Origin of the sequence: Frigoribacterium sp. 9N (genome assembly GCF_902506305.1) — a bacterium.
Classification (GTDB): domain Bacteria; phylum Actinomycetota; class Actinomycetes; order Actinomycetales; family Microbacteriaceae; genus Frigoribacterium.
This window is the reverse complement of sequence record NZ_LR733392.1, coordinates 397592-412145: the sequence shown is the minus strand read 5'-3', so window position 1 is coordinate 412145 and position 14554 is coordinate 397592. Positions and strand designations below refer to the sequence as shown.

Annotated in this window: 18 protein-coding genes; 9 read left to right on the top strand and 9 right to left on the bottom strand. The window is 73.3% G+C overall.

All coding sequences use genetic code 11. From position 1 onward, the window contains the following. Positions 1-37: 37 nt before the first annotated feature. From ARTHRO9V_RS05040 to ARTHRO9V_RS05025, 4 genes are all read left to right on the top strand, one after another. Positions 38-1303 (top strand): ABC transporter, encoded by a 1266-nt coding sequence (locus tag ARTHRO9V_RS05040; protein WP_159825917.1) that lies wholly within the window; start codon positions 38-40, stop codon positions 1301-1303. Then, the gene (gene aztC, locus ARTHRO9V_RS05035) at positions 1300-2262 is read left to right on the top strand and encodes a zinc ABC transporter substrate-binding protein AztC (RefSeq protein WP_159825915.1); all 963 of its coding nucleotides are present in this window, start codon (positions 1300-1302) and stop codon (positions 2260-2262) included. Before ARTHRO9V_RS05040 ends, aztC begins: the two co-directional genes overlap by 4 nt. Before the next feature lie 29 nt (positions 2263-2291). After that, positions 2292-3521: a zinc metallochaperone AztD gene (gene aztD / locus ARTHRO9V_RS05030; protein ID WP_159825913.1), complete on the top strand. Its 1230-nt coding sequence runs from the start codon at positions 2292-2294 to the stop codon at positions 3519-3521. A 307-nt stretch (positions 3522-3828) separates the two neighbouring features. Continuing rightward, complete coding sequence (locus ARTHRO9V_RS05025) at positions 3829-4875, top strand: helix-turn-helix transcriptional regulator (RefSeq protein WP_159825911.1); 1047 nt, start codon at positions 3829-3831, stop codon at positions 4873-4875. A 115-nt stretch (positions 4876-4990) separates the two neighbouring features. Here ARTHRO9V_RS05025 and ARTHRO9V_RS05020 read toward each other — a convergent pair whose 3' ends face one another. The 6 genes from ARTHRO9V_RS05020 to ARTHRO9V_RS04995 form a co-directional block, all read right to left on the bottom strand. Beyond that, entirely contained in the window at positions 4991-5473 is a 483-nt protein-coding gene (locus ARTHRO9V_RS05020; RefSeq protein WP_159825909.1) for a VOC family protein, read from the bottom strand. Positions 5474-5555: 82 nt separating this feature from the next. Beyond that, positions 5556-5855 (bottom strand): DUF1905 domain-containing protein, encoded by a 300-nt coding sequence (locus tag ARTHRO9V_RS05015; RefSeq protein WP_056046945.1) that lies wholly within the window; start codon positions 5853-5855, stop codon positions 5556-5558. A 9-nt stretch (positions 5856-5864) separates the two neighbouring features. Further along, on the bottom strand, positions 5865-6884 hold the full coding sequence (locus ARTHRO9V_RS05010) for a sensor histidine kinase KdpD (protein WP_159825907.1): 1020 nt from the start codon (positions 6882-6884) through the stop codon (positions 5865-5867). Between the two features lie 83 nt (positions 6885-6967). After that, complete coding sequence (locus ARTHRO9V_RS05005) at positions 6968-7639, bottom strand: response regulator transcription factor (RefSeq protein ID WP_159825906.1); 672 nt, start codon at positions 7637-7639, stop codon at positions 6968-6970. Then, positions 7626-8255: a DedA family protein gene (locus ARTHRO9V_RS05000; RefSeq protein WP_043595660.1), complete on the bottom strand. Its 630-nt coding sequence runs from the start codon at positions 8253-8255 to the stop codon at positions 7626-7628. Before ARTHRO9V_RS05000 ends, ARTHRO9V_RS05005 begins: the two co-directional genes overlap by 14 nt. After that, the gene (locus tag ARTHRO9V_RS04995; RefSeq protein ID WP_159825905.1) at positions 8252-9052 is read right to left on the bottom strand and encodes a phosphatase PAP2 family protein; all 801 of its coding nucleotides are present in this window, start codon (positions 9050-9052) and stop codon (positions 8252-8254) included. Before ARTHRO9V_RS04995 ends, ARTHRO9V_RS05000 begins: the two co-directional genes overlap by 4 nt. A gap of 119 nt (positions 9053-9171) precedes the next feature. Here ARTHRO9V_RS04995 and ARTHRO9V_RS04990 point away from each other — a divergent pair, with 119 nt between their 5' ends. The 3 genes from ARTHRO9V_RS04990 to ARTHRO9V_RS04980 are packed head-to-tail and all read left to right on the top strand — an operon-like array spanning position 9172 to position 10822. Next, positions 9172-9975, top strand: a complete 804-nt coding sequence (locus ARTHRO9V_RS04990) for a hypothetical protein (protein ID WP_159825904.1) — start codon at positions 9172-9174, stop codon at positions 9973-9975. Between the two features lie 48 nt (positions 9976-10023). Next, positions 10024-10521, top strand: coding sequence for a DUF2231 domain-containing protein (locus ARTHRO9V_RS04985; protein WP_159825903.1), 498 nt, complete (start codon positions 10024-10026; stop codon positions 10519-10521). A gap of 1 nt (position 10522) precedes the next feature. Beyond that, the gene (locus ARTHRO9V_RS04980) at positions 10523-10822 is read left to right on the top strand and encodes a rhodanese-like domain-containing protein (protein ID WP_159825902.1); all 300 of its coding nucleotides are present in this window, start codon (positions 10523-10525) and stop codon (positions 10820-10822) included. On the opposite strand, the gene ARTHRO9V_RS04975 is transcribed toward ARTHRO9V_RS04980, so the two are convergent. Next, on the bottom strand, positions 10813-11895 hold the full coding sequence (locus ARTHRO9V_RS04975) for a cation diffusion facilitator family transporter (protein ID WP_159825901.1): 1083 nt from the start codon (positions 11893-11895) through the stop codon (positions 10813-10815). The two genes, ARTHRO9V_RS04980 and ARTHRO9V_RS04975, sit on opposite strands and share 10 nt — an antisense overlap. A 1-nt stretch (position 11896) precedes the next feature. Continuing rightward, positions 11897-12250 (bottom strand): metalloregulator ArsR/SmtB family transcription factor, encoded by a 354-nt coding sequence (locus tag ARTHRO9V_RS04970; protein ID WP_056046956.1) that lies wholly within the window; start codon positions 12248-12250, stop codon positions 11897-11899. Positions 12251-12303: 53 nt separating this feature from the next. Here ARTHRO9V_RS04970 and ARTHRO9V_RS04965 point away from each other — a divergent pair, with 53 nt between their 5' ends. Further along, complete coding sequence (locus ARTHRO9V_RS04965) at positions 12304-12900, top strand: GrpB family protein (protein ID WP_159825900.1); 597 nt, start codon at positions 12304-12306, stop codon at positions 12898-12900. Between the two features lie 17 nt (positions 12901-12917). Here ARTHRO9V_RS04965 and ARTHRO9V_RS04960 read toward each other — a convergent pair whose 3' ends face one another. Then, positions 12918-13760, bottom strand: a complete 843-nt coding sequence (locus ARTHRO9V_RS04960; protein ID WP_159825899.1) for a helix-turn-helix transcriptional regulator — start codon at positions 13758-13760, stop codon at positions 12918-12920. A 102-nt stretch (positions 13761-13862) separates the two neighbouring features. Here ARTHRO9V_RS04960 and ARTHRO9V_RS04955 point away from each other — a divergent pair, with 102 nt between their 5' ends. Then, positions 13863-14543, top strand: a complete 681-nt coding sequence (locus tag ARTHRO9V_RS04955; protein ID WP_056046963.1) for an SDR family NAD(P)-dependent oxidoreductase — start codon at positions 13863-13865, stop codon at positions 14541-14543. Positions 14544-14554 lie beyond the last annotated feature (11 nt).

The following is a 14554-nucleotide window of genomic DNA, read 5'->3' as shown; positions in this document are numbered from 1 at the left end:
CTCCCCGTCCCACCCCACGCCCACCCGGAAGGACCGCATGCGATCCCCCCTCCTCACGACCTGCCTGCTCGGTACGCTCGCCCTCGGGCTGACCGCCTGCTCGACCGACACCTCGCCGGGCGGCGACCCCGCCGCCGGGACGACGGCCGACGAGACCGGCGCCAGCGGCGAGGGCCACGGCGCCGTCGCGGGCGCCGAGGAACTCGCCGAGCCCCGTCTCGGCCTCACCACGATCGACCCGTCGGGCACGGTCGCCCACCTCGACCTGCTCGACGAGGGCGTCGTCGAGCTCGGGTCGGTCGACGCCCCCACCGCCGTGGAGACCGACGGGCGGTACCTGTTCGCCGAGACCACCGGCGGCCTCGAGGTCGTCGACAGCGGGGTCTGGACGTGGGACCACGGGGACCACTTCCACTACTACCGGGCCGACCCGCGCCTCCTCGGCACCGTCGAGGGCGACGGCGCGGCGACCGTCGCGACCACGAACCTGTCGACCTCGGGTTCGACCGGCGTCCACTTCGCGGGCTCGGGCGACGCCGTGCTGCTCGACACCGAGGCGCTGTCGCGGGGCGAGCTGCGGGAGCGGTTCCGACTCGACGGCGAACCGGGCACCGGCATGGTCGTCCCCGTGGGCTCGTACGCCCTGGTGACCGAGGGGCGCGGCGAGGCGACGACGCTCGTCGGACGCACCGCCGACGGTGACGAGACGGGCCTGCGCGAGGCCTGCCCGGACGCCTCGGGCACGATCACGACCCGCGTCGGGGCGGTCGTCGGCTGCTCGGACGGCGCCCTGCTCGCGACCGTCGCCGACGACGAGCTCGTCGTCGAACGCATCCCCTACCCGGCCGGCTCGACCCCGTCGTCGGGCGGCACGGCGGCCCCGGCCACCTCGTTCGACAACCGGGAGGGGCGACCCACCGTGGCCGGGCTCGCCGGCTCCGAGGGCGTCTGGCTGCTCGACACCCGGGCCCGGGCCTGGACGCTGCTGCCGGCACCGACCCCGCTGGTCACGGTGACCGCCGTGGACGACGCCGACCAGCGCCTCCTCGCCCTCGCCCGGGACGGCCGCGTGCTCGTCCTCGACGGCACCACCGGCCAGGTCGTCGCCGAGACCGCGCCCCTCGTCGCGGACTCGCTCGCCGCGGGCCGGACGCCGACGCTGATCGCCGACCAGCAGCGCGCGTACCTCTCGGCCCCGGTCGAGGGGCGGCTGTACGAGATCGACGCCGCCGACGGCGCGCGGATCGCCCGCAGCTTCGAGACGGCGGGCGAGCCGGCCTTCGTCGCGGAGACGGGTCGATGAGGGCGCCGTCGACGGCCCGCCGCCGGGCCGGGCTCGCCACCGCCAGCCGCAGCACCGCCGCCCGCGTCGCCGCTGTCACCGTCGCGGCCGCGCTGGCCCTGACCGGCTGCGCACCCGCCGGCGACGACCGTCCGGTCGTGTTCGTGTCGACGAACATCCTCGGCGACGTCGTCGACGAACTGGTCGGCGACCAGGCCGAGGTCGTCACCCTGATGAAGCCGGACGCCGACCCGCACTCGTTCGAGATCTCGGCGCAGCAGGCGGCACGGATGCGGGCGGCCGACCTCGCCGTCTCGAACGGCCTCGGCCTCGAGGAGGGGCTGCAGCAGCACCTCGACGCGGCGGTCGACTCCGGCGTGGCCTCGTTCGTCGCCGCGGACGCGATCGACGTCCTCGACTACCGCGACGGGGACGCCGCCGGCACCCCCGACCCGCACTTCTGGACCGACCCGGGCCGCATGCTCGACGTCGTCGACGCCCTCGGGCCGGTGCTCGCCGAGGTCGACGGCGTCGACGCCGCGGGGCTCACCGCGCGCACCACCGACTACCGGGCCGAGCTCGAGCGACTCGACGCCGACATGGTCGACGCCTTCGCCGCGATCCCCGCCGAACGGCGCGCACTCGTGACGAACCACCACGTCTTCGGCTACCTCGCCGACCGGTTCGACTTCGACGTCGTCGGGGCCGTGATCCCCGGCGGCACGACGCTCGCGGCGCCGTCGGCGTCCGACCTCGCCGACCTGGTCGACGCCGTCGAGACGACGGGCGTCCCGACCGTGTTCGCCGAGTCGTCCTCGCCCGACCGACTCGTGCAGGCCCTGGCGAGCGAGGCGGACGTCCACGTCGACGTCGTCGAACTGTTCACCGAGTCGCTCACCGCGGCCGACGGCGACGCCCCCGACTACCTGACCATGATGCGCGTCGACACCGAGCGCATCGCCACCGGACTCTCCCCGTGAGCGTCCGACCACCAGAAAGAGGAACACCCATGCGCACCACCCACCTGCGACGGACCGGCGGCACGCTGCTCGCCCTCGGCGTCGCCGCGACCCTCGTCGCCTGCTCGACCGGCGGACCCGGCTCCGCGTCCGACGCGACGGGCGGCACCGACGCGACCGGCGCCTCCTCGTCCGGCCCCCGCCTCGCCGTCTCGTCCGAGGGCCGCGTCACCGTGCTCGACGGCGAGACCCTCGAGACCGTCGGCGCGTTCGACTCCGAGGAGTTCACCCGCCTCAACCCGGCCGGCGACGGCCGACACGTCATGGTCACGACGAGCGGCGGGTTCCAGGTACTCGACACCGCGGCCGGCAGCTCGTCCGAGCCCGCCCTGACCGACCTCGTGTTCGACGCCGACACCGCGGGCCACGTCGTCCGGCACGGCGGCAAGACGATCCTCTACGCCGACGGCACGAGCGACACCACGGTGTTCGAGTCCGCCGACCTCACCGACGCCGTCACCGACGGCGAGCTGCCCGCGGTCGAGACGATCGAGGGCGTCGAGGCCCACCACGGCGTCTCGGTCGTGCTCGAGGACGGCACCTTCCTCACGACGGTCGGCGACTCCGACGGCCGCACGGGCATCGAGGTGCGCGACGCCGACGGTGCGGTCGTCGCGCAGAGCGACGAGTGCCCGGGCGTCCACGGCGAGGGCACCGCGGCCGACGAAGCCGTCGTCCTCGGCTGCGAGGACGGCGCGCTCGTCTACCACGACGGCACGATCACCAAGCTCGCCTCGCCCTCGCAGCCCTACGGCCGCATGGGCAACGCGTACGTCAGCGAGACCAGCCCGCTGGTCGTCGGCGACCACAAGGACGACCCCGACGCCGAGGGCTACCTGCTGCACGCGGTCACCCTGATCGACACGACCGCCGACACCCTCGACGTCGTCGACCTGCCCGAGGGCGTCGAGTACACCTTCCGGGGCGTCGCCCGCGGCCCGGGCGACCTCGCGTACCTGATCGGCACCGACGGCGCCGTGCACGTGCTCGACCCCGCGACCGGCGAGCTCACGGCGTCGTGGCCCGTGATCGGCGCCTGGGAGGGCCCGGCCGAGTGGCAGGACGCCCACCCCGCGATCGTCGTCGCGGGTGACGTCGGCTACGTCACCGAGCCGGCGACGGACAGCGTGCACGCGGTCGACCTGACCACGGGCGAGGTGCTGTCGTCGCGCGAGCTCGACGTCACGCCCAACGAGGTCGCGGTGGCCACGGCCGACTGACGCGACCACCCCAGGGACGAGGAGGCGCGGTGCGAGGGCACCGCGCCTCCTTCGTGGTCGGGGGCTGCGCACGGCTCGTCCGGCCGGCCCGGCGCGCTCGGCCGACCCGGCCGGCCCCACCCCGCCGGCCCCGCCCGCCCGCCGGTCGCCGGCCCGTCCTCTGGGGGCACCTCGAGCCCCTTCCCCGCGTCCCGCGGCACCGAAGACCGGGAGAGTCCGACGAATTCGTGACGTTTCGCCCTCGGGCCACGTCTCCATCGTGTGCCGCCCACGGCGGTGCCGCAGGACCACGGATCGAGAGGACCCCATGCCGAGCTTCTACGTCAGCGCGCCCGACGGAGAACCGGACCCCACCGGCGGGGTCTCCGCGCACCCCGTCGACCTCACGGGCGGCGGCGACGACGGGGGCGGGTCGACCTACCGGCGCGTCCAGGACGGCGGCACCGACCTCCGCGAGGCGACCCGCCGCCTCGAGACGCACTACCGGGGCCGACGATTCCGGTCCCAGTCGGGGGGCAGCCCGTTCGAGTACTCGTACGTGCTCGCCGGCGACGACCGCCTCGTCATGCAGACCTCGTCGTTCAGTGCACCGATGCAGGGCGAGATCCCCTTCCCGGGGCAGTACATCGTCGCGTGGAACCGCAGCGGACGCACCACCCTGCACCAGCGCGGCCACACGTTCACGAGCGAGGGCTCCACGCCGTTCCTCATGCCGGCCGAGGAGGCCTTCTCGTTCGAGTCGACCCCGCGGAGGAACGGCATGGTGCAGGTCGGCAGCGACTTCCTCGAACGGACCGCCGCCGAACGCCACGGCGGACCGTCACAGCGCGTCGTGTTCGACTACGCGGTCACCCCTCTCCCCGAGGCGGTCGCGGCCTGGCGGACCGCCGTCGGGTCGAGCGCCGCGGCCGTCGTGGCCGAGCAAGCGTCACCGCTCGTGCGACTCGAGGCCCAGCTCACCCTCGCCCGGGCCATGCTCGACCTGTTCCCGTGGCGCGCCGTCGACGTGCCCGTCGGCCTGCGCACACAGGAGGCCGCCCGCGTCCGGCACGCGGTCGAGTACATCCACGCCCACGCCGCCGAGCCGCTCACCCCGGCCGACATCGCCGAGGCGTCGGGCATGCACACCCGCACCCTGCAGACGTCGATGAAGGAACACCTCGGCACGTCACCGGCGGCGTACCTGCGCCAGGTGCGCCTCGACCGCGTCCACGACGAACTGCTCGCGGCGGCCCCGAACGAGACCCGCGTCTCGGACGTCGCCCGACGCTGGGGCTTCGGCAACTTCGGCCGGTTCGCGGGGTCGTACGCCGCGCGCTTCGACGAGTACCCCCGCGACACGCTCGCCCGCTAGCGGCGGCCTGGCCCCGCGCGGCCCCGCCCCGCCCCGCCCCGAGGAGGCGGTTGGTCGAGTGGGCAGAAATCGTCCTTCCGGCTCGCACGAAGGACGTTTTCTGCCCACTCGATCCTCAGGCGCCCTGCTGGTCGGACCCCTGCTGCTCGGACCCCTGCTGCTCGGACCCCTGCTGCTGGGCGTAGGCCTCGGGGCCCTGTTCAGCCGCCGATGGGTCCATCCAGCCGAACTCGAGGATGTTGCCGTCCGGGTCGGTCAGCTGGCGTTGGTACATGAAGCCGTAGTCCGACGCGGGGCGCGCCTCCGTGCCTCCGGCGCCGAGGCCGGCGGTGACCGTCGTGTCGACCTCGTCGCGCGAGTCGAGCATGACGGCGGTGGCGACCGAGGGGGCCGTGGTCGGATCGCCGATGGGCAGGTCGGTGAAGGTCTGGAAGAACTCGCGCGTGAGGATCATGAACGCGCTGTGGTCCTCCTCCACGATCACGCATGCGGCGTTCTCGTCCGTGAAGAGCGGGTTGATGGTGAACCCGAGGGCCGTGTAGAACGACTTCGCCCGGTCGAGGTCGGTCACGGGCAGGTTGACGAACATCATGGCCACGGGGTTCTCCTTCGAACGGTCCACGGGTGGTGACGCACAGCGTGGCCCCGCCCGTGTCGGCCGTCAAGACCTCGGCGGCAGCTCAGAAGTCGAGCAGGCGCACCGTGACGCCCACGGTGTCGCCGACGCCGAGGCCCTCGGCGTCGCGCACGGCGCGCTTCACGGGCAGGGCGTAGGCGTTCTCGTCGCCGAGGGGGAAGACCGACGTGGTGAACGTCGACGAGCCGACCCGCGCCTCCACGCGGACGGAACCCCAGCCGCGCAGCAGGTCGCCGGCCACCATCAGGACGTGGTCCTCGACGTCGGGCGGCAGGCTGACGAACGTGTAGAAGGCTCGCCGGCTCTCCCACCGCCACAGGTCGGCGTCGAAGTGGAATTCCATCCGGCCTGTCTACTCCCGACCCATGCGGCCCGACGCCCGCGGCAGCGTGACCTCGATCGTCGTGCCCGCGCCCGACGTCGTCACGACCCGGACCTCGCCGCCGTGGCGGTGGGCGATCTCGCGGACGAGGGCGAGACCGATGCCGAAGCTCGGACGCACCGGGGCCGAGGTCTGGCCCGACGGCGACTCGGCCCGGGCGAAGCGGTCGAAGACGCGCGCGGGGTCGATCCCGATGATGCCGAGCCCATGGTCGGCGACCGTGATCACCACGCTCGCCGCCTCGCCCCGGCCCTCGACCCGGACGGTCGTCACGACCACCGACCCCACGGGCGCATGGCCGAGGGCGTTGTCGACCAGGGCGAGGACCGACCGTCGCAGGCTCGTCCGCGGCACTGCGACCCGCGCCTCCTCGCCGCCGGGGACCAGCTCGAGACGGACGTCACGCTGGTCGGCCAGCACGGCCAGGGACGAGAGGACCTCGGCCACCACGGCGTCCACGCCGACGGCCCCGAGGACGTCCCCGGTGTGGTCCTCGCCCCCGGCGGCCTCCAGCAGGTCGCCGACGATGTCGATCAGGGCCCGGGAGTCGTCCCGGAGGTGCGCGACGTCCGACGCGACCTTCTCGTCCGCCGACACCGCGCCTCCGGAGATCCCGCGTTCGAGGGCCTGGAGGCGCGCGTCGAGGACGGCCAGCGGGGTGCGCAACTCGTGGCTCGCGTCGGCGACGAACCGACGCTGCAGGCGCAGGGCGTCGCCGAGCGGTCGGACGGCCCGCCGCGCGATGACGACGCTCACGACCCCGGCGAAGACGACACCGGCGAGCCCGAGCACGACCAGGCCGGCCACCACGTCGGTGGCGCTCACGAAGACCTCGCCGCGCCGCGCCGCCGCGACCTGCTCGAGTCGCTCGGTCGGCACCGTCTGGTGCAGCACCCACGCGATCGTCAGTGCGAGGGCGACCACCACCACCACGGCGGAGACGAGCACGATCTGACGACCGACCGACCGAGCCGCCGCCTGGAGCGCCACCGCGTCGGGGTCCGGCCGCCGCACGCTCGGGGTGGCGCCGGGGCGACGTCGACCGCGCCCCGCTGCTCGGCGGGATCGCGCGGTCACAGCGCCCCGATCCGGTAACCGCGCCCGCGCACGGTCAACACGACGTCGCGATCGATCTTGCGCCGGAGGTAGCTGACGTAGGTGTCGACGGTGCCGAGCTGTTCACCGCGGGGGAAGACCGCCGCCAACAGCTCGGACCGGTCGAAGGTGTGGTCGGGTCGCTCGGCGAGCGCGGCCAGCAGGCCGGCCTCGCGGTCGCTCAGCACCACCCGGCTCGACCACGGCGTGACCACGATGCGGCTCTCGGGGAAGAACCGGCCGGCACCGACGTCGAGCCACGCCTCGTGGGCGGCGAAGGACCGGGTGAGGGCGCGCAGCCGCGCGAACAGCTCGTCGAACTCGAACGGCTTCACGAGGTAGTCGTCGGCTCCGAGGTCGAGGCCCTCGACCCGGTCGGCCGTCGAGCCGAGCGCGGTGAGCATCAGCACGGGCGTGGTGACGTGTTCGCGACGCAGGGCCGCGACGAGCGCGGTGCCGTCGAGCCCGGGCAGGCGTCGGTCGACGACCAGCACGGCGTGGACGCCGGTGCGGGCCGCGTCGAGTCCCCGCCGACCGTCGGCGACGAGGTCGACTCGCCACGCCTCGGCGAGCACGTCGGCGACGATCGGCCCCAGCGCGGGGTCGTCCTCGACCAGCAGGAGGCGCGGGCGCGGATCAGGATGGGTCACCCAGGGCCTCCTTCCGCCGTCGTGTCCCCGCCGATCGTCGCACGGCGGTGAGCACGAGGGGCAGCACCGACACCGCGACGAGCGCGATCGCGAGCAGGTCGATGTGGTCGGCGACGAACGGCAGGCCGCCGAGGAGCGAGCCGAGCACGGTCATGCCCGCGGCCCAGAGGAACGCCCCGGCGAGGTTCCACACGACGAAGCGGCGGTACGGGTAGCCGCTGGTCCCGGCCGCGAGCGGCACGAACGTGCGCACCACCGGGACGAAGCGGCCGAGCACGAGCGCCGGGCCGCCGTGCCGCGCGAAGAACGCCTCGGCCCGCTCGAGGTGTGCCGTCTTGAGCACCCGCGCGTCGGGCCGGAACCACCGTCGACCGAAGCGGTGACCGAGGAAGAACCCGACCTGGTCACCCGCCGCGGCGGCCACGAAGGCGCAGAGGGCGATCACCGCGACGCTCAGCCCGAGGCCCTGGTGCAGCAGCCCCGCCGTGACGAGCAGGGAGTCGCCGGGCAGGAAGGGGAAGAGCAGGCCGGACTCGACGAACACCATGAGGGACAGCCCGCCCAGGGCCCAGGGGCCGAGGGCGGTGAGCAGCGTCTGCGGGTCGAAGAGGGTCATGGGGCGTTCCGTTCGGTGTCGGGTGCCGTCAGGGCACCGGGTGGTGTGGTGGCAGGTCGGTCGAGTCGGTCGAGTCGGTCGACGATCCGTCGCCAGAGGGGCAGGGCGAGGGCGACGACCGAGCAGCCGAGCACCACCGACGCGATCGTGTCGGTGGGGTAGTGCACGCCGATCCAGACGCGGGAGGCCGCCACCAGGACGACGCCGAGCGCGGCCACGACGGCGACCGGCTGCCACCCCCGCCGTCCGTTCCGTCCTCTCACGACGAGCACGATCGCCAGGGCGAGGCCGGTCGCCAGCGCGGTGTGGCCGCTGGGGAACGAGAACGAGTGCGGTTCGACCAGCAGGGGGTCGACGAGGAGGCGCGGGTCGGGTCGGTCGCGTCCGACGACCAGCTTGACGGTCTCGGCCGCAGCCCACGGCAGCACCGAGACGCCGACGACGGTCAGCGCCTCCGCTGCCCGCCGGGTCGTCACCCCCACGGCGACGGCGAACAGCAGGACGAGCGCCACCCCGAGCTGCGGCCCGAGCAGCCGGTCGATCAGCAGCGCCGCCCCGTCGAGCAGAGGCGAGTGCATCCCACTGACGTCCTCGACGACGGCGATGTCGGCTGCCGCGACTCCCCAGGCACCCGACGTGATCACGAGTCCCGCCGCGACGACCGCGACGATGCCGATCCCACCCGCAGCCGCGATCCCGGCGTCGCGGCGGACCGGCCGACGAGCGAGACGAGACGCAGGAGGCGCGGGTCGTCCACCCGGGGACGTCACCGGGGGTCGTCGGTCGAGTTCGGTCATGTACCGAGGCTCGTCGCGCCTCTCCCAGAAACCGCCCAGCGGCGGTTTCGAGCCGACCCGCGCCTCCTCGATCCGGTGTCTGGGCGCTTTCTGGGACCGGCTTCGCCAGGGTCGTCCGCATGACGACACGAGCCGAACGCACCGAGTCGGCGATCAGCCGACCCGGGTCGCTGCTGAACAAGGTCCCCGAGGTCACGTCGGCCTTCTGGGTGGTCAAGGTGCTCTGCACCACCGTGGGCGAGACGTTCGCCGACTTCCTGAACGACGGTCTCGGCCTCGGCCTCACGGTCACCAGCGTGGTCATGACGGCGCTGCTCGTCGTCGCTCTCGTGTTGCAGTTCCGGACGCGACGGTACGTGCCCTGGGTCTATTGGCTCACGGTGGTGCTCATCAGCGTCGTGGGGACCCTGCTGACCGACACCCTCACCGACTCACTCGGGGTGAGCCTTCGGACCTCGACCGTCGTCTTCGCCGCCGCGCTCGCCGTGCCGTTCGGCGTCTGGTACTCGGTCGAGCGGACGCTGTCGGTTCACGACATCACGACCCGTCGCCGAGAGGGCTTCTATTGGGCGACGATCCTGGTGACGTTCGCCTTCGGCACCGCCGTCGGCGACCTCCTCGGCGAGCAGCTCGCCCTCGGGTACCTGTCGTCGGCGTTCGTCTTCGCGGGAGCCATCGCCCTCATCGCCCTGGCCCGCCGCATCTTCGGCCTCGGCGCGGTGGTCGCCTTCTGGGCGGCCTACGTACTCACCCGGCCGTTGGGCGCGTCCCTCGGCGACCTCCTCTCGCAGGCCCGGTCCGACGGAGGACTCGGGCTGGGTCCGACGGCGACGAGCCTCGTCTTCCTCGTGGCGATCGCCGGGGTGGTGACGGCGGTGACCGCGGCGGCACGTCGCGAGACCCCGCCCGGACGGCACGCCTGACCCCTCACCTCACCTCACCTCACCTCACCGACCCCGAAGAGAGACACCATGGACTGGCAACTGAACGGACTCCCCCTCCACCCGCTGATCGTGCACCTCGTCACGGTCGCCTTCCCGACGGCCTCGCTGCTGATCCTGGCCGGTGCCGTCTCGGCACGGCTGCGCCGACGGCTGGGCGTCATCACTCCGCTCGTCGCCCTCGTCTCGCTCGTCGCGGTGCCCCTGGCGACGTCGTCGGGCGAATCGCTCGAGGAGCGGGTCGGCCACAGCGCCCTGCTCGAGACGCACACGCAGCTCGGTGACACGCTGTTGCCCTGGGCGATCGCCGTGTTCGTCGTCGCCGTGGCGCAGTGGGCCTGGCAGCACAACGTGCTGACCCCGGACGCGAAGCGACCGCATCCCACCCTGAAGAAGGGCACGCGCACGATCATCGGGGTCGCGCTCACCGTGGCGGTCGCCGTCGCCGCGATCGGCGGCATCGTCACGACGGTGCGCATCGGCGACTCGGGCGCGAAAGCGGTCTGGTCGGATTCGAGCGAGGGCTGAGATGGAGCAGATCACCGTCGACCGGTTGGCCGCCCTCACGACACCACTCGTGGTCGACGTGAGAGCCGCCGACCGCTTCGCCGAGGGCCACGTCCCCGGGGCGCTCAACCTCCACCCCTCGCAACTGGCGGATCGACTCGACGAGATGCCGCACGAGACCGCCGTCTACCTGATCTGCCAGAGCGGCGCACGGAGCGCCCGGGCGGCCGAGGCCCTGTCAGCTCGAGGGATCACCGCCGTCGACGTGATCGGCGGCACCGCGGCCTGGGTCGCGGCAGGGCTGCCGCTCGTTCAGTCCTGAGGGGCGAGCCGGGCGACCGGCGCCGGGGTGATCGTGAAGGCGTCGAGGTTCGGGAGCGCACCGCGGACGCGCAGGCCCGCTTGGTCGGCGATCCGCGACGCGTCGACCAGGTCGTGCGTGTCGACCTGGACGGTCGCCGACCCCGTCAGCCGGTGGCCGATCCACCGCAGGCGGAGGTCGCGCACGGCGACGACCCCCTCGGTGTGTTCGAGTGCGTGCTCGGCCCGGTCGAGCAGGTCGGGATCGACGGCGTCCATCAGGCGGGCCCCGACGGACTTCATGGTGCCCCACAGCAGGACCATGATCGACACGGCGATCAGCAGGCCGATGATCGGGTCCGCGAGGGGGAAGCCGAGCAGCACCCCGACGGCGCCCAGCACGACCGACAGCGATGTGAACCCGTCGAGACGAGCGTGCACCCCGTCTGCCACCAGGGCGGCCGAGCCGATCCGGCGACCGACTCGGATGCGGTAGATCGCGACCACCTCGTTGCCGGCGAAACCGACGAGGCCGGCCAGGACGAGCAACCAGGGCGCCTGGACGGGCTGCGGGTGGACGAGACGGTCGATCGCCTCCCACCCGGCGACCACGGCCGAGAGGGCCACGACGATGACGATGAACAGACCGGCGAGGTCCTCGGCGCGTCCGAAGCCGAAGGTGTGACGGCGGGTGGCGACCCGCCGGCCGAGGACGAACGCGATCCAGAGAGGCACCGCTGTCAGCGCGTCGGCGAAGTTGTGGATCGTGTCGGCCAGCAGGGCGACCGACCCGGTGGCCACGACGAGGACGGCCTGCACCACCGTCGTCGCGAGCAGGACGAACAAGCTGATCTTGACCGCCCGGACACCCGCCGTCGACGCCTCGAGGGCGTCGTCGACGGAATCGGCGGAGTCGTGCGTGTGCGGGACGAACAGGTCGTAGAGCCAGGCCTTCACCCGGCCGTTCGGGTGCCCGTGCTCGTACCCGGGCTCGTGCCCGTGCCCGTGCCCGCGCCCGTACCCGTGCTCGTGCTCGTGCTCGTGCTCGTGCTCGTGCTCGTGCTCGCGGTCGTGGTCGTGCCCGTACCCGACCACCTCACTGCCCCCCTGCGTGGTGCGGTGCGTTGCCGACGACGTGCTCTGCCTGCCTCACGGCGTCGCTGACGAGCGCGGACGCGTGCTCGTCGGTCAGACGGTAGAAGGCGGTCGTCCCCTCACGGCGCGGCTGCACCATGCGGGCGAGGCGAAGCTTGGCCAGGTGTTGCGACACCGCCGCCGGGCTCTTGTCGACGATGTCGGCGAGGTGGTTCACCGACAGCTCTTCGGCGTTCCGAAGCGCCAGGATGATGCGGATGCGGGTCGCGTCGGCGAGCATCGAGAACACCTCGACGGCGAGTTCGACGTACTCGGAATCCGGGTCGAGTCCGCAAACCTTCTTATCTACGTGCATGCGCAGATACTAGTACGACGTCGACCGGTTCCGTCGTCTGGCAGGATCTCCTGATGCCTGCCGACCGATCGCCCCGCCGACCCGACGTCACGACCACCGAGATCGTGGGTGGCGCCGAGGCGGTCCGGGTCGCCCTGCACGACTACGACGAGCGCTGGCCGGCCGAGTTCGCCGAGCACCGACGCCGCATCGTCGAGGCCCTCGCACCGTCGGGCATCGCGGTCGACGTCGAGCACATCGGCTCCACGTCGGTGCCGGGCCTCGCGGCGAAGCCGATCGTCGACGTCGTGGTCGCGGTGCCCGACATCACCGCGGAAGAGGACTACCTCGACCCGTTGCTCGCCGCGGGCTACGAGCTGCGGGTGCGCGAGCCGGGGCACCGACTCGTGCGGACGCCGGAGCGCAGCGTCCACGTGCACGTCTACGAGCAGGGTGCCGACGCGATCGCCGGGTACCTGCTGCTGCGCGACCACCTGCGCACCGACGCCGCCGACCGCGAGCTGTACGCCGGCGTCAAGCGGGCCCTGCTCGACCGCCGCTGGGACGACATGAACGACTACGCCGACGCCAAGACCGAGGTCGTCACGGCCATCAACGCGCGGGCTCGCGCCGCCCGGGACGCAGCCCGCGAGGCAGCCCGCGAGGGCTGACCCGGGCGGGCACGGCCTCAGCCGGCCGAGGTCGCCGCCATCGACTGCAGCCCGGTGACGCGCAGCAGGTCGAGTCGCGCCTCGTCGTCGGACCCCGGCGCGACCGTGTAGACGACGATCCTCAGGTCGCCGGGCGCGGTCAGCACGTCGCAGTCGATCGCGATCGGGCCGACCGGGGTGCCCGTCACGGTCTTGCGACTGGCCCGGTGCTCGGCGACCTTGGCCTCGGCCCAGCGGCGTGCGAACTCGGGCGACGCCTCGAGCAGGCGCGACACGAGGTGGCCGAGCGAGGGGTCCGACGGATAGCGCCCCACCGCCGCCCGCAGGTCGGCGGCGAGGTCGCTCGCGAAGTCCTCCTCGTGCCGGGCGTCGAACTCGGTGCCCTCGTGGCCCGACGTGAAGTGACGCCAGACGAGGTTGCGCTCGAGCCCGACGAGGCGCGACGGGTCGCCGTTCACCGCGGCCCAGAGGGGGTTCCAGAGCAGGATGTCGTGGGTCGCCGAGAAGACGGCCAGCGGCACGTCGCCGAGCCGGTCGACGATGCGCTGCACGCCGGGCCCCACGTGGCGCGGGACGATCCCGGCCGACGGAGGCGCGGCGCCGGCCGAGCGGTAGAGGTGGTCGCGTTCGTCGTCGCTCAGGCGCAGGGCGACCGCCAGGGCGCGGAGCATCTGCGGGGACGGGTTGGTCGCCCGACCCTGCTCGAGGCGGACGACGTAGTCGACGCTCACCCCGGCGAGCGCCGCCAGCTCTTCGCGGCGGAGACCCGTCGCACGGCGCCCCGCCCCCGCGGGCAGCCCCACGTCGGCCGGGCCGACCCGGTCACGCCACGACCGCAACACGTCCGCGAACTCGCTCATGCAGCCATCCTCCCCCGGCCCGGTCGCCCGAGGGTGGTACCGGCAGTCCTCCCGTCGTGCGGGGCCTGGGTGCCGAGGCGGGGCCGGGCGCAGCATGGACCCATGACCACCACACTCATCACCGGGGCCAACAAGAGCCTCGGACTCGAGACCGCCCGCCGCCTGATCGAGGCGGGCCACACCGTGTACGCCGGCATGCGCGACCTCGACTCGGGTGACGCCGTCCGGGCCCTCGGCGCCCACGCCGTGCAGCTCGACGTCACCGACCAGGCCGGCGTCGACGCGGCGCTCGCCTCCCTGCCCGAGCTCGACGTCCTCGTCAACAACGCGGGCGTCCTCGGGTCGTCGTTCGGCGTCGACGACCTCACCCCCGAGACGATGCAGGAGGTGCTCGACGTGAACGTCGTCGGGCTCGTCCGCGTCACCCAGGCCGCGATGCCCCTGCTGCGCCGCTCCGACCGTCCCGTGATCGTCAACGTCGCGTCGGGCGTCGGTTGGCCGCGCTGGCTGAGCACCGAGGGCCACGACGAGTACCCCGTCGCCGCGGTGCCCTACGCGTCCTCGAAGGCGGCCGTGATCGCCCTGACCGTGCAGTACGCCAAGAACCTGCCGACCTTCCGCGTGAACGTCAGCGACCCCGGCTACACCGCCACCGACTTCAACGGGCACGGCGGCCACCAGACGGTGACCGAGGGCACGGACGCCACCGTCGCCCTCGCCCTGCTCGGGCCCGACGGCCCGACCGGCGAGTTCCACGACCGCCGGGGCCGCATCGACTACTGAGCGGCGACCGC

Bases quoted from the DNA above. Each gene is read 5' to 3' on its own strand.
- ARTHRO9V_RS05040 (WP_159825917.1), top strand. From the start codon at position 38: ATGCGATCCCCCCTCCTCACGACCTGCCTGCTCGGTACGCTCGCCCTC.
- aztC (WP_159825915.1), top strand. From the start codon at position 1,300: ATGAGGGCGCCGTCGACGGCCCGCCGCCGGGCCGGGCTCGCCACCGCC.
- aztD (WP_159825913.1), top strand. From the start codon at position 2,292: ATGCGCACCACCCACCTGCGACGGACCGGCGGCACGCTGCTCGCCCTC.
- ARTHRO9V_RS05025 (WP_159825911.1), top strand. From the start codon at position 3,829: ATGCCGAGCTTCTACGTCAGCGCGCCCGACGGAGAACCGGACCCCACC.
- ARTHRO9V_RS05015 (WP_056046945.1), bottom strand. From the start codon at position 5,855: ATGGAATTCCACTTCGACGCCGACCTGTGGCGGTGGGAGAGCCGGCGA.
- ARTHRO9V_RS05000 (WP_043595660.1), bottom strand. From the start codon at position 8,255: ATGACCCTCTTCGACCCGCAGACGCTGCTCACCGCCCTCGGCCCCTGG.
- ARTHRO9V_RS04995 (WP_159825905.1), bottom strand. From the start codon at position 9,052: ATGACCGAACTCGACCGACGACCCCCGGTGACGTCCCCGGGTGGACGA.
- ARTHRO9V_RS04990 (WP_159825904.1), top strand. From the start codon at position 9,172: ATGACGACACGAGCCGAACGCACCGAGTCGGCGATCAGCCGACCCGGG.
- ARTHRO9V_RS04985 (WP_159825903.1), top strand. From the start codon at position 10,024: ATGGACTGGCAACTGAACGGACTCCCCCTCCACCCGCTGATCGTGCAC.
- ARTHRO9V_RS04980 (WP_159825902.1), top strand. From the start codon at position 10,523: ATGGAGCAGATCACCGTCGACCGGTTGGCCGCCCTCACGACACCACTC.
- ARTHRO9V_RS04970 (WP_056046956.1), bottom strand. From the start codon at position 12,250: ATGCACGTAGATAAGAAGGTTTGCGGACTCGACCCGGATTCCGAGTAC.
- ARTHRO9V_RS04965 (WP_159825900.1), top strand. From the start codon at position 12,304: ATGCCTGCCGACCGATCGCCCCGCCGACCCGACGTCACGACCACCGAG.
- ARTHRO9V_RS04960 (WP_159825899.1), bottom strand. From the start codon at position 13,760: ATGAGCGAGTTCGCGGACGTGTTGCGGTCGTGGCGTGACCGGGTCGGC.
- ARTHRO9V_RS04955 (WP_056046963.1), top strand. From the start codon at position 13,863: ATGACCACCACACTCATCACCGGGGCCAACAAGAGCCTCGGACTCGAG.